The 14,180-nt window shown below is 34.9% G+C and carries 10 protein-coding genes; 6 read left to right on the plus strand and 4 right to left on the minus strand.

The window, feature by feature from the left end; genetic code table 11:
* Nucleotides 1-23: 23 nt before the first annotated feature.
* Nucleotides 24-803: a hypothetical protein gene (locus AABB81_RS15865; RefSeq protein WP_342161546.1), complete on the plus strand. Its 780-nt coding sequence runs from the start codon at nt 24-26 to the stop codon at nt 801-803.
* Nucleotides 804-827: 24 nt separating this feature from the next.
* Here the strand turns inward: AABB81_RS15865 and AABB81_RS15870 are convergent, their stop codons facing one another.
* Genes AABB81_RS15870 through AABB81_RS15885 form a run of 4 tightly spaced genes read right to left on the minus strand, consistent with a single transcriptional unit; the run spans nt 828 to nt 6,689 of the window.
* On the minus strand, nt 828-2,264 hold the full coding sequence (locus tag AABB81_RS15870; RefSeq protein WP_342161547.1) for a DUF7017 domain-containing protein: 1,437 nt from the start codon (nt 2,262-2,264) through the stop codon (nt 828-830).
* Nucleotides 2,264-5,128, minus strand: a complete 2,865-nt coding sequence (locus AABB81_RS15875) for an NERD domain-containing protein (RefSeq protein ID WP_342161548.1) — start codon at nt 5,126-5,128, stop codon at nt 2,264-2,266. The genes AABB81_RS15870 and AABB81_RS15875 overlap by 1 nt, the downstream gene beginning before the upstream one ends.
* Nucleotides 5,129-5,169: 41 nt before the next feature.
* Nucleotides 5,170-5,733: a hypothetical protein gene (locus AABB81_RS15880; protein ID WP_342161549.1), complete on the minus strand. Its 564-nt coding sequence runs from the start codon at nt 5,731-5,733 to the stop codon at nt 5,170-5,172.
* Nucleotides 5,734-5,789: 56 nt separating this feature from the next.
* Entirely contained in the window at nt 5,790-6,689 is a 900-nt protein-coding gene (locus tag AABB81_RS15885; RefSeq protein ID WP_342161550.1) for a PGN_0703 family putative restriction endonuclease, read from the minus strand.
* 979 nt (nt 6,690-7,668) lie between these two features.
* Between AABB81_RS15885 and AABB81_RS15890 the strand changes: the two genes are divergently transcribed.
* From AABB81_RS15890 to AABB81_RS15910, 5 genes are all read left to right on the plus strand, one after another.
* Nucleotides 7,669-8,823 carry a putative porin gene (locus AABB81_RS15890; protein ID WP_342161551.1) on the plus strand — a complete coding sequence of 385 codons (1,155 nt, stop codon included), beginning with the start codon at nt 7,669-7,671 and terminating at the stop codon, nt 8,821-8,823.
* 247 nt (nt 8,824-9,070) lie between these two features.
* Nucleotides 9,071-10,744 carry an aryl-sulfate sulfotransferase gene (locus AABB81_RS15895; RefSeq protein WP_342161552.1) on the plus strand — a complete coding sequence of 558 codons (1,674 nt, stop codon included), beginning with the start codon at nt 9,071-9,073 and terminating at the stop codon, nt 10,742-10,744.
* Between the two features lie 33 nt (nt 10,745-10,777).
* Entirely contained in the window at nt 10,778-11,458 is a 681-nt protein-coding gene (locus tag AABB81_RS15900) for a sulfotransferase family protein (protein ID WP_342161553.1), read from the plus strand.
* Nucleotides 11,459-11,591: 133 nt separating this feature from the next.
* The gene (locus tag AABB81_RS15905) at nt 11,592-12,695 is read left to right on the plus strand and encodes an MFS transporter (protein WP_425287351.1); all 1,104 of its coding nucleotides are present in this window, start codon (nt 11,592-11,594) and stop codon (nt 12,693-12,695) included.
* Between the two features lie 196 nt (nt 12,696-12,891).
* Nucleotides 12,892-14,172: a DEAD/DEAH box helicase gene (locus tag AABB81_RS15910; RefSeq protein WP_342161555.1), complete on the plus strand. Its 1,281-nt coding sequence runs from the start codon at nt 12,892-12,894 to the stop codon at nt 14,170-14,172.
* Nucleotides 14,173-14,180 lie beyond the last annotated feature (8 nt).

Consider the following 14,180-nt stretch of genomic DNA (forward strand, 5'->3'; position numbering starts at 1 on the left):
TTTATGCGGAACAAATCAGAGAGGTGAAGGATTGTATTGAATTTCAAGACGAGGATATACTTGTGTCAGAATTTCATAGGTTCTTAGTCCAAGAGACTGATATGGGTTGGTTTAAACAATATGTTACAATTACATATAAAAATAAGATAGAGAATTTTAATGTTAGAATTCTTTGGCTTCCGACCAATAACCCTGCTCCTATCCATAAAATATCTGGACCAGGTATAATTGAATTTACTGATCCAATAAAATCTACTCGATTTACAATTACACGTGGAGATCTTGTTTTTACTCCTGAAAGAATGGGAATAGATTCGTTAGAACAAAGATGGAGTCTATTGGATAAAACTTTTGAGTTGCAATTTGAAACACGGGCAATTAAAGATCGAATCACTGTTGGCAGTGTTACAGAACCTTTCTTTTTTTACGATGTTGATTTTGATAATGACCCGGAACTTTTAATCACTGAAGTCGCAGCTGGGCAACAACTAAGTAATACTTATAAAGTATATAACCTCGATGAATCTAGTTTTGCTAGTGATTCTGATCAGATAACGAACTTAAAACCATTTTCATTACTTAATGATTTTACAGAGTTTAATAAAATGGATAAGACAATTCATATTGACAATTATTTAGGAGGTGGAAATACGGAAACTTCTATTTATAAAAAAGTCAATCCAAGTGAATTTAAATTGATTTCAATAATCAAATATTCCTGGGAGGAGAAAGTAACGTTTGAGTTTGTTGATGATGAAATGATTGAGGTGAAAAGTGAGCAAATTAATGAATACAATAATTGAGCATAACTTTATCATAAAGGATCACTATAACAGTTTGAGTATTCTTGCCTGTTCCTTTTTTCCTTCTCTAGAAGGAAGAACATTGAAAACAACTTTACTTCCTACATCAACTTTAGGTGTCAAATGGGAATTAGCTGAAAGATTAAAATAGTATCTATCATTATCACATGTAAGAAAACCATCCTTCCCACGATCATTATCATGTAGTATTTTTACTATCTCACCTTCAAGTTTACTTTCTCTTGTTTTAAATTTGGAGGTATGAACTCTTTTGGAACTTAGATTACTCCAATATTTTTTCAATTCAATCTTTAAGTTTTTAATATTTGATAATTGTATTTCACTTTCTGAGAATTGGCCTAACTCATTAAATATTTTTTGAGGGACTCTCCATTCTGCCTCTTGCCTTATAAGTTTAGAAAGAGAAATGTGCTTAAAGGCTAAATCTGATTGTCCCTTCTTGATAAGAATTTTACCTATTAGAAATAACAAATCAACCTTGAATTCAATAGGGCCAAAATTATTAATGGCATCCATAGAAAGTTTATATGCTCGCTCATAATCTTTTTTCTCCAAGTAGAGCTCTGCCAACTCCTTTTGAATAAACCACTCTCTTTTCTTTTTGAGAATATTCTCAAACTCTTCAATTGTATCATCAGTATTGCCAAGATTTTTCTTTGAGAGTGCAATTCGTCGAGACAACCAAATATCATTGGAATAATGAAAGATCTTAATATTTTCAAGAGCCTTTTTTGATATTTCAAAACACTCTTGCCATTCTCCTAATTTCATTAATGCCTTAGTTTTGTATGCATACCAGTTCTCAAAGTCTGAAGCAAGCTCCATTTTCTTTAACTGACCTTTTCTTTGAACCTCGATTGTCGAACATTCTTTACAAAGCTCGTTTGGTTTGATGCTATTACAGAACTCATTTACTAGTTTCCAATTAGGAGCAGGCTTTTTCTTTTCCGTTTTTAAAACAATTGAAAACAAGTTGGAAACTACAGTTTTAGAATAGTCAGTCTTTAAAGGTAATAAAATGGGTATAAGGCTCTCTATTCTATCAATTAACTCACTTTTGTCATAATGAAAATTGTGATTTATATTTTCTTCTTCATCTTCATCTTCATCAAATAAATAGATTTCATCTTCATCTTCATGCGAGTTGTCATTCTCAGCTTTGTAATTTGACCAAAGTAACCAACCATAAGCAGTCAAAACTCTTTCTTTAGTCTTGCTGTTTATGGTAACATCATATATTTCTAAAAATTGATAACTTGCTTCAAAATGGTTAGTAAACCTTAAACTAGATATGATATCCGAAATGAGATATTCATTATTAGATATTTGCTCTTTGGAAAAATCACCCTTATGCTCTTTAAAAAAAGTAAGTGCTTCATTAAATTTCTTTCCCCTTTTTAAGTCTGATATATGTCTACTAAAATCAAAAAGTGATGCCATTATTCATTTTTTAGATTATTGAGTATTTTTTGGAAATCAGTCCACAGCCCTAATTCAGAATATGCAGAAGCCGAAACCACTGAGAAAAAACCATCCCCGTCATAGAAAATGTCTACAATAAGATTTTCATCATCTCTAATGAGCTGAATAGAGTCTTTATATGGGGTTTGAATTATATAGGCAATTGATAAATTTGCTGGCTTGATTTTATTTCTTAAATGTTCATAGGCAGTAATTCTCCAACTATCTTTTATAAATCCAAAATCAACTATTTCATTTTTAGACTTTAAAAGGTTTAAAACTTCATTACCAAATTCACTTGGTTGTGAATTCATTAGAGCTGGCATTTTGAATTGCCCCTTTTTGTTATAGTAGATTAAAACAGTTGCCGATTCACCATCATTCCCTTTAAATTCATACAGTTCCTGATAATTAGAATGTATTATTGATGATATTCTGAATCTTTCTTTTTCTATCTTAATATTTATGAATTGAAAGAGTTGCAGTAAAGATGATGTAGTTTCAGATTCTGGAAACTTAAATTTATCGCTTATAACTGGATCAAATCTTGATAAATCTGCTGTTGTATCTGCTATGTAAAAAAAATGTTTCCCACCGGAATTCACATCACTTGTTGACCTGATATTAAGCTTAATAAAAGGTGTAATAGACTCATAATTAATTAAGTTAACTTTTTGTGAAGCTCTTATTAAGCCTGTATAAATCCATTTAAAATAGTTTTCATTGGTTTTGCCTCTTCCTGTTTCCACATTGAAAAATATTTCATCCCATTTGTTGCTCATAGCCTTGTGAACAGTTAATGCCCATCCAAAACGCAATTGAGCAGAATTCTTGATTCTATAGTATTCTGAAGCAGGCATGTTCCCTAAAAGTCGTTGAATTTTGGTAAGTACCTTCATCTTTACCCTTTTTCCTTCATCAAGTTGCACAAACAATTCCTTTAATTCTTCATCTGCGTAAAGATTCCCTTTTTTAAAATTTTCTAATTCCTTTTCTGCGAGTTGATTTAGCAAAATTTTAAATGATACTATTTCTTCTTTGGAAAGTTCTCCCTTATCACTTAAGCGATAGTTTTCTAAGCTCAAAAACCTTAAGACGTGATTGGATTCTTTTAATTTAATTACAACTTCGCGAAATGTCAATGGGGTTAATAGATTGGTTTTTTTTACTAAACTTTCGGAAACATCTATTATAGTTCCAAATTGACCATTAAATATTTTCTTTGGTTCGGCAAAGGGATCATTTGCATCTTCAACGCGAATATTATTTCCAAAGACTATTAAATCATCCTTTGTTAAGTCAAAACCATTTTTTAATATGGAACTCTTTATCCAAAAGTTTACTTTTTGAGCGTCATAGTTAGAATAACATAGTATCTGTGAGTTTATATCTGAATTTAGCGAGTTTTCAATTGCAGAACGTGATATGTCTTTGGAAACCTTATTTAGTCTTTCGGAAAACTCAAATGAAAGATTATTAAATGATTGCTGACGAATGCTTTTGACAGCTTTCAAAGCTTCTAAAACTAAAGGAGATTTATCCTCCTTATCTATTAGTTGAAAAGCTCTTACATTGCCTTTATACTTCTCTTTTAGATAATCTGGGTTTAGAGTTGATTCTTCCTTTTTCCCAATCGAAAGTTGATAGCTATCACCAATAAAAATGATTTTCCTTTTAGTGTTTTTACAGTCAGTAAATTTTATAAAATCTTCAAGTAATCTTCCTGAGCCAAATCGCAAATCAATTGATTGATGGTAATTATCTGAAACTAATTGTGATTCATCAATGATGTAAATGCATTCTTCTGTATCATCTGATTTTTTTAGCGGAACTATTTCCAATTTTAATTCTTTATTCATTTCATCGTTATCCTCTAATGCGTCTTCGCGCTTTTCATTTTGAGTATTACCACCATATATGTAGGAATAAATGCTTTTGAAATCCAGGTTGCTATTTTTGAGTAGATTATTTGATACTCGACCCGAAGATGCAAAAAGCTTTACCTCAGGAATTTTATTTTTAAACGCGATGTCTTGAATAAATGGGATCAGATGAGTTTTTCCACTTAAAGAAGTTCCCTGCAGCACAAAATATTTCTCATCATCTGATTTAATGAAGTTCTCAATTTCAACAAGTGAAGACTTTTGGTCTTGGTATAAGTTATCAAAGTCTAGCTCAGATTCATATGAAGTAAAATCTGTTGTTTTTTCATAGTTCTCTGAAATATCATATAAGTCGGCTCTAAATACTTCTTTGAATAAATCAAATGATTTTTTTGGAATGGACACTTCTTTGTCCGTAATATCAATAATATCTCTAATTTTCTCAAGATAGTTGCTTCTGTCAATTATGAAAAAGTTCAATTCTTCTTTGGGAGGAATTGTTCCTTTTAGTTCAATTGATTTTTGGAAACAAACTGTTCTTATAGTATGATAAGGGTTAAAACAATATGGTTTTTTGAGCCTGTTTGAGATGTGTGATTCAGTTACTTTGATAAATCGTTCCTTTTGATTCTTAAGTTGAATGAAAGGATTTATTGAGTTTCCTCCTTTAATAATTTCTCCTTTTCCATTAGTCCAGCGACCATATTCGAATTCAGACCTAGCATTTTTTGGTAAGGTAATCTTACCTCCAAAATTTTTAAAGTCTATAATACAAACAACGTTCCTAGTTACTAACAGAGCGTCAATTTGAAGCCTATTTTCTTCTTCGCATTCAGAATTGGCTATCAATAAGCCATCAATTGAATACTTTTTGAATAAGTTGCCAAGGTTTTCCGCAAATTCCCTAAAAAAAGTATTTTCATAGTTTCTTGCGGCCGTTCCTTTTCTTATTTCTAGCATAATAATTTTTTAATTCAAATAAGAATTGCACATAAACATTCTTAATTCTTCCAAAATCTCCAGTTACATTTCTTGTTATTTATATTCTTCTCAATTTTATCAACTCTTAACTGAATCAAATTAACTTTTTCACTTATTATTTTGACATTGTTTTCTATGGATTTTGTATCATTAATCTTTTGAAGAAGTGTACTATTTGATTGTTGCAATTTTTCAATTGAATTTAATTCATCTAACTCATCTTTATATTCAAAGTATTTTTTATTATCTAAATCCGCCTTCATATACTTAAGAAGTATTTTTTCATATTCCAAATCAGAATTTTTTAACTCATTAAGCATTCTTAGTAAATACAGATAGTTATTAGGTCCACTATGAGAAAATCTATATCTCTTTTTATAAATAAATGTTAATTTATTTGTGCCGTAATAAGCCACAGGTTCGGAAGATATTTTTAACTGAAATTGTGGAAAAAATTCACTCCTATGGCAACGCTTTTGAAGAGATGATGTGTTAAAACTAATTTCATATAGTAGTGAATTTAGGGGTAAATCTTCATTCTCTTCTAATCTATGGAATCCGCATTCATTCTCGTAAAATTTCATTTGTCAGGTTATATCGGTTATGCCTTTTTAGAGTGCATAATTTTTGCTTTCTTTTTTCAATCTTTGATTATATATCTATCATCTAGGTATTTCAACCATTTCTCGGTCCTTGTATTTGATTTGTGTTTGTTACAAATTGAAAGAAAGTTCTCGTAAGTTACAGGCACAAATCTGTCCTTATTATTGGTTAACATGTTAATGTACTCATTACTTGTTTCTATAAAATGAACGTTTCCTTTAGGAAACATGGTTATTGAGGTAAAATGCTTAAACTTGTCAAAGTCCTCAAGAACAATACTTTCTCCAAGTAGTTGGTTACGCCAAACTTGTCTAAATTTATCCGAAACTAGTAGATCAATTGTATTCGACTTGTAAAGCCCACATCGCTCAGAAATTAAATAGTATTTTGAGTTTTTGTTATTGATATCCATTTCTTGTTTTGAGTTCTTCTTCAGTTTGTAATCATGCTCCGTGTATTTGACCTCAATTCCAATAATTCCTTTTTGATTATCTATATGAGTGTATTCAATATATGTGTCAAATGAGGTCTTGTCTTTGAGATATTTTTCAGAAGGCTTAGGGGCATATTCTATTTCTAGTCTGTCAAGGGATTGGATTTGACCACTTAACAGGTCATTAAGTACTTTTTTACCAAATTCAAGATCTGTTTTAAAAGGCGCGAACAAATTGAACCCTATATGTTCACTGCGAAGCATATTAGAATAAAGAGGTCTGTTATATCTAGGGTATCGCTTTTTGACTTCTTGAAAGATTTTAAAATCATCATAGAAATTCAATCCAGCAGAAGCGTCCTTTTCAGTCAAGTAATTGCCATATCCATCGAACGGGACTTCTAATTGGAAAGCACGATATTTTGATTGATGAAGACGAGCCTTTTCAAGAAATCCTGTGGTATCAGTTAATCTGTCTTTAGAATATTGAGGTCCAATTTTCATTCTATATACTATTTAAATCCGTCTCCACTTTCTTTTAAGAGATAAGAGTTCAATATATCTAAATCATATGTTTTAATTCATGACTTAAGTCAGACTGTTGCAAAATACCTTGATAAGGGTATTTCAAATATATGGCTTTGTCAAAATTGATTATACGGCTAACCGTATTTCTTCGAGCCTTATCTACATATAAGGGTCGAACTAAACTTATAAAATCCTGTATTTATTTAGCGTTTTAGAAAAGTTACCTATTCGGTTGTCTCAAACATTTACAGAAAGGATTTAAATCTGAATTCTGTATATTTAATGAAAGTTTAACAATGGTGCCCAATTCGAGACCATGAAAGAATTTGGATATTTAATTTACTGGTAATAAGTCAGATACTCTATAAGCTATAACCCTGTCGGGGTCACAGATGAAAGAAAACCCTTCGCGTTGCGAAGGGTTTTTTATTTGGAAAAATCGTCACCAGTTTACTGGTGTAAGATTTTGACAAATAAAAAACACCATCAGGCCTAAGCCTGATGTGGTTTTCTTTCTCGACATGGAGCCTATTCAGGATCAACGGAGTTAATCCTGGTATTTTGTAAAAGCGATCGAAAAATAAAAACACGTCACGAGTTAATGTGACGGATGTTTTTTCTCGAGATGGATCTTATTCAGGATCAACGGAGTTAATCCTGGTATTCTGTGAAATAGATCGAAAAATAAAAACACGTCACGAGTTAATGTGACGGATGTTTTTTCTCAAGATGGATCTTATTCAGGATCAACGGAGTTAATCCTTAAAATTCATTTACATAAGTCTTCAACAGGTAAAATGCACCTCACAGTAGGGGCCTGATATCTGCCTGGCATATCTAATCAATGGTCTGTATTTTAATTAATTCTTTAGCACCTCTCGCTATGATATATATCATTAACCTCGTACTTTTATTCACTTAAGTTTGTTTGAAGAAGATACACTCACTCCAGTATATGAAAATCTCCTTAAAGTCATTATCAGCTTCTTTGTTGTTTTCGCTTTTGGTTTACAGCACCTTGATATCACAGGAGCATTCGGGGCAAAAAAAAATAAAGTTTTCGGGGGATGCCAAATTTAGATTCGAACAGGACTGGAATTCGAAAAAATCGGATGGGTCTTACCGTGAAGACAGGTTTAGGATGCGATTTCGGGTTAGAGCAGGACTTAATTATTCACCCAATCACTGGGCATCATTTGGTATTAGGTTCAGGACAGGGTATTACCAAAAACAGCAGGATCCGAATTTAACTATTGGTGACGGATATCATGAATTTGAGTCTGTACCGATAGGTATGGATAAATTGTATTTTAGGGTCAGACTGAAGTCCTTCGATGGATGGTTAGGCAGAAATACCTTCCCCTTTGAAAAGCAAAACGAATTGTTCTGGAGCGATCATGTGGCCATAGACGGACTGTACCTGAGTTCATGGCAAGCGATAGATGCCAATTGGATCGATGATATCGCATATTCGGGAGGAATCTTTACCATGTTAAATAGTTACGGAACTTTTAATGATAAAAGCTTAATCGGGATAGTTCAGGTCACTACTTACCATTGGAATAAGAGGTTAAGTATATTTCCGACTTTTTATTTTTTTAATCATATGCCGGATATTCCGGACGGAAATGAATCATATCGTTTTAACTATTCAATATTTCAATTGGGATCAAAAGCCCTGGTTCTTGAACATCCAAGAATCACCCTTGGATTGGACTTATACCGAAACCTGCAAAATTATGATGACAATACTTACATACCCGACGCCTTAAAGAATCAAAAATCAGGTTTGGTCACAAGCGTTGTTTATGGTGATTTTTCTAAAAAAGGAGATTTTGTACTTGGAGCTTTTTTTACCTATCTGGAACGTTATTCAGCCGTAGATTTTATAGCCCAGAATGATTGGGTCAGATGGGACTATAGCGCACAAGGGAATACAAGGGATGGGCGTTTAACAAATTTTAAGGGGCTTGAAATAATGTCCGGATACAAGATCACGAAAAGGCTTCAGCTCAAGATTCGATATTTTATGGTTGAGCAGCTTGTCCCATATGGCGCATCTTTGGAAAATGGAAACAGGATAAGGCTGGATATAGATTTCAAAATATAGATTTTATGATCAATAGCTCTTGAGTCAAAGGAAGAAATCACAACTTAATTTCTTCCTGGCAAAAGGATAAATGACAAATTCCCGAAATCATTCAGAAAGATCGGTTATACTTATTCTCAACTTCTGTATTTTACTTTGATAACTAAAAGTATCCCTTGGGAAACTAATAAGGTAGTTTCGTCACTGATTTGTTGCATTTGACGGAAAATAAATGTCTATTTAAGTTCTCGTTTATCAAACTTAATTTATGACATATCGACTGATATTCGCTCTTGCACTTTTCTTCCTGATTTTTTCCTGCTCAAAGGATCAACCCCTTAAAAATAACGATCAACCAACTGAAATTATTCAGGGGGATAATGATGTAAAAAGGAGTATAACCGGCTTGTCAGCGAAAAGAGGGTTGATTTTAAATACAGAATCCGCAACGACAGGGATGGTGTTGTTTCAGCCGTCGGCTAGCACAAAGACTTATCTCATGAATTCCAATGGTGAGATTGTTCATCAATGGAGCTGTGAATTAAATTCAATGCAGTCTTATTTACTTGAAAATGGCCATCTTATAAGGCTTGAGCGTGACATTGATTTTCCAACCTTTGCCGCTGGTGGCCAGTCGGGAAGAATCAGGGAATATGATTGGGAAGGTAATCAAATTTGGGATTTTGAACTTGCCAATGAAAAAGAATTAATCCATCATGACATAGAGATCATGCCTAATGGAAATATTCTTGCCATTTCATATGATGCGAAAACCAAAGAAGAAGCTATCGAAGCAGGAATGAATCCTGAATATGTGCCAAATGCCGGAGTTTGGCCGGATAAAATCATAGAGATTAAACCAACCGGTGCCGAAGGTGGAAAAATCGTCTGGGAATGGTCCATATGGGATCATCTTGTGCAGGATTTTGATGAGGCAAAAAACAATTTTGGAGTTATAGCAGATCATCCGAGAAAAATTAATATCAATATACACGATGAATCTCAACCCCCTTTGACTGATGAACAACTGGTACATATGAAAAAGCTGGGTTTTGTTACTTCAAACGCAACGCTAGACAATCGAGGATCTGATATCACACATTGCAATGCCGTAGCCTATAATGCAGATCTGGATCAGATTGTTATCAGCTCCCCTCATTACAGTGAGATATTTATTATTGATCACAGCACCTCAACTGAGCAGGCAAAAGGAAGTACCGGAGGAAGATGGGGTCATGGAGGAGATCTGTTATATCGCTATGGAAATTCACAAAATTATGCCAGGGGTCAAAAGGAAGATCGCAAATTATTCGGTCAGCACGATGTAAAGTGGATTCCAAAAGGCTTTCCCGGAGAGGGCCATTTAACAGTGTTCAACAATGATATTGAAAACCCGGATAATAAAATGCCCTCCATTTTTCCCGAATTAATGAACCCCTATCAGCAGGACCCTCAAATTTCAGTTGAAAATTTTGGTAATTACAGTGCCATTTTTGAACTGGCTCCCGAAACTGATGAAAACGGATCCTATGTTTTGCCTGAAACAGGTTCATTTGGACCATCCGAGCCCGTATGGAGCTATATGGCACCTGATAAATACTCATTTTATTCTCCATTTGTTTCCGGGGCACATCGACTAAAAAATGGAAATACATATATTACATCCGGAGCAAAGGGGCGATTTTTTGAAATTACTTCCAGTGGGGAAATTGTTTGGGAATATTGGAATCCTTATATGGATAATTATAAATTGCCTGATGGTTCCCCTGCACAGCCAGTGGGATCATTTATGTATGCTCAATTCAGAAGTACGCATTTTATGCCGGATTATCCTGCATTTGAAGGAAAAGATTTATCCCCGATTTCTCCTCAGCCCGAACCATTTGTATATGTACCCCCGCCACCGCCACCCCCGCAGTCTGCTCAAGACACGACACATTAATTCATGATAAATAACAATTAAATAATTTTAAATATGCCTATAAAAGTAATTGGTGCGGGCTTTCCCAGAACGGGAACAACCACACTTAAAAGATCATTGGAAATTCTGGGATATTCCAAAACCTATCACATGAAAGAACTTCTTGTAAATCCGGATATGTTGCATTATTGGTTGAAACTTGAAGAAACACATGACACAGATTGGGAAGGACTGTATGAGGGTTACGAGGCTACTGTTGATTTCCCCAGCTATCCTTGGTATGTGGAGCACATGAATCATTATCCCGATGCCAAGGTTATACTTACCGTAAGAGATTTTGAAGATTGGTACAAAAGTGCCTATTCAACGGTTTGGCAGGCTGGCCCTCAGACTGCAGGAGAAAAAATCAAAATGTTGATAAGGATACTTACCAATCCAAGGATCAGAAAAGTAGTTCAATGCATCAAATTCGTAAAAAGACAAGTTTGGGATATTCAGTTTCAGGGCCGGTTTTTAGATAAGGAATTTGCCGAAAAAGTATGGTATGAACACATTGAAGAAGTAAAATCGAAAGTTCCTGCAGACCGTCTTTTGGTATACGATGTTCGCGAAGGTTGGGAGCCTTTGTGTAAATTTTTGGATAAACCGGTTCCCAAGGACCCATTACCACATTTAAATAAAAAAGAAAATTTTAAAACCATGCTGGCAGAACTGATGAAGGGGAATATGGTTTAGAGAATCATTCTGACAAGCTATTGGAGTTGGTTTTGAAGTATATTATTAATGAATAAGAGTTTAGAGTATGGATGTGGAAAGCAGGCAGGTCAAAGTGGTTTTACTTTTGGTAAGTAGCTTAACAATTATGTCAATGATTACGATTTCCGCTTCCTTGCCGGATATGACCAAGGCCTTTTCTGACGTGCCAAACGGACCTAAACTTGTAAAACTTGTTTTGTCTTTTCCTGGTTTGTTCATTGCCTTAAGCGCGATTGTAGCCGGAATGTTCATCGACAAATTTGGAAGGCTCAGATTATTGGGCATTTCATTGGTTTTATACGCCTTAGGCGGTGTTTCAGGATACTGGCTCGACAACCTGTATCTCATCCTTGCAGGAAGGGCCGTTTTAGGAGTGTCTGTTGGAATTTCCATGACAATCGTTACAACGCTGGTCGCCGATTATTATCAGGGCAAGTCAAGGCAAAAATTTGCCGGATTACAGATTGCAGTCATGTCGATTGGCGGAATTGTTTTTATCACATTGGGTGGAATCCTGGCAGATATAAGCTGGCGCGCTCCCTTTCTGATTTACTTCTTCTCTCTCTTGATATTGCCTTTTTGTTACCTGTACTTAAAGGAGCCAAAGCGAGATTTAAAAGCACAAGAGTCACAAACAGGTATTAAGTCTCCTGCAATTATTTGGTTTGTGTTTATCAATGTCATGTTGATGTGGATATTGTTTTTTATTATACCCATACAGATACCCTTCTATTTAAAAGATCTTGGTGTCGAGAAGAATTCGATGATTGGATTAGCGATTGCCTCCAGTACCTTTTTCTCGGCGGTTGCAGCATTTTCATACTCCAGGATAAAGGATAAATTTTCTTTCCACCAAATATTTGCTTTGGGGTATTTTTTAATGGCTGTAGCCTTTGCTTTTATTGCTGCCGGCCATTCTTATTTTATGGTTATGTTAGGCATGTTGTTCGCCGGGCTTGGAATGGGAATTATGATTCCAAATGCCAATATATGGGTTATGCAGCTCGCACCTCCTGAAATCCGAGGGCGGGAAATAGGGCGTTTGACCACATTTTGGTTTTTGGGACAGTTTTTATCCCCTCTCTTGCTTTTGCCATTTTTGGATTATTTTAGCCAATCACAATTGTATTTTGTGATATCCGGGATTCTCATTGCTTTAAGCCTTGTCTTTATGGGTGTTTATTATATGAATTCCCGGAAGGCACAGTTGGAATAAGCCGCACATGCTGAATATTTAACCAGAATGTTTCCTTTGAAAGAAACAGGCCCTTTGTTTATAATAGAGAGAAGCAAGGAAATCAAGATATTGATGATTTGAAAAATCTCCAGTTGATATGCAATAAATGCACTAAAAAAAGGAAAATCCATATTATCCAAGAAAAGGAGGTATCTTTGCAACTTTTATAAAATATATGACTTTCAAAGAATTAGGGCTTATTCCTGCTATCCTCCGGACTCTGGAGGAACAAGGATACGAAAAGCCAACCCCGATACAACAACAATCGATCCCCATTTTATTAAAAGGAAGAGACCTTTTAGGATGTGCGCAAACCGGTACAGGCAAAACTGCAGCATTTGCAATTCCTATACTTCAGCATTTGAGCAGGCCTCATCATGAGCCCAAGGGAAGGCGAAGAATAAAGGCATTGATTGTAACCCCAACCCGGGAACTGGCAACCCAAATAGGAGAAAGTTTTAAAGTATACGGAAAATACACAAATTTAAAGAACACCGTGATTTTTGGCGGGGTCAAGCAAAGGGCGCAGGTAGATGCTTTACGAAAAGGGATAGATATATTGGTGGCAACACCCGGCCGTCTTTTAGACCTTATCAATCAGAAACAGATTAGTTTAAGAGATGTGGAATATTTTGTTTTAGATGAGGCTGACCAGATGCTTGATATGGGCTTTATTCATGACATTAAAAAGGTTATAGCCTTATTGCCCAAACAAAGGCAGTCGTTGTTTTTCTCAGCTACAATGCACCCAAAGATTGTGGCCTTGTCAAAACAGATATTGGGAAACCCTGAAAGAGTAACCGTACAGCCTGAACAGACAACGGCTGAAAAGGTTGAGCAATCCTTGTATTTTGTTACAAAAGGGAACAAGATCAATCTCTTGATTCATTTATTGCAAGAGCATGAAATGGATTCGGTTTTGGTTTTTTCCAGAACCAAACACGGTGCAAATAAAATCGTTAAATTATTATTGAGAGATGGGTTTGAATGCGCTGCAATTCACGGTAACAAATCACAGAAAGCACGTGAACTTGCACTTGATACTTTTAAAAAAGGGAAGATTAAAATCTTAGTGGCTACAGATATAGCGGCGAGGGGCATAGATATTGATGAACTGTCATTTGTCGTAAACTATGATCTGCCGAATGTGCCAGAATCATATGTGCATAGAATTGGAAGAACCGGAAGAGCGGGTTCGAGCGGTATGGCTATTTCCTTTTGCGATGCTTCTGAAAGACCCTATTTAAAGGATATTGAAAAATTGATAGATACCAGGGTCTCTGTAATTCACGATCATCCTTTTATTAATGATAACCTCGAAAATGAATCTTTCCAACCTGAACGCAAACACGGTCACAAAAGAAAACCCAAACCTGCTTCAAAGTCAAAGGGTAGTGGTGGAAAGAATAATTATTGGAGAAAGAGAAAGACAGGCGGACCTAGAAAGGCCTCTTAAAGCTTCAG

It is taken from the genome of Lutimonas vermicola (assembly GCF_038433205.1).
Taxonomy (GTDB): Bacteria; Bacteroidota; Bacteroidia; order Flavobacteriales; family Flavobacteriaceae; genus Lutimonas; species Lutimonas vermicola.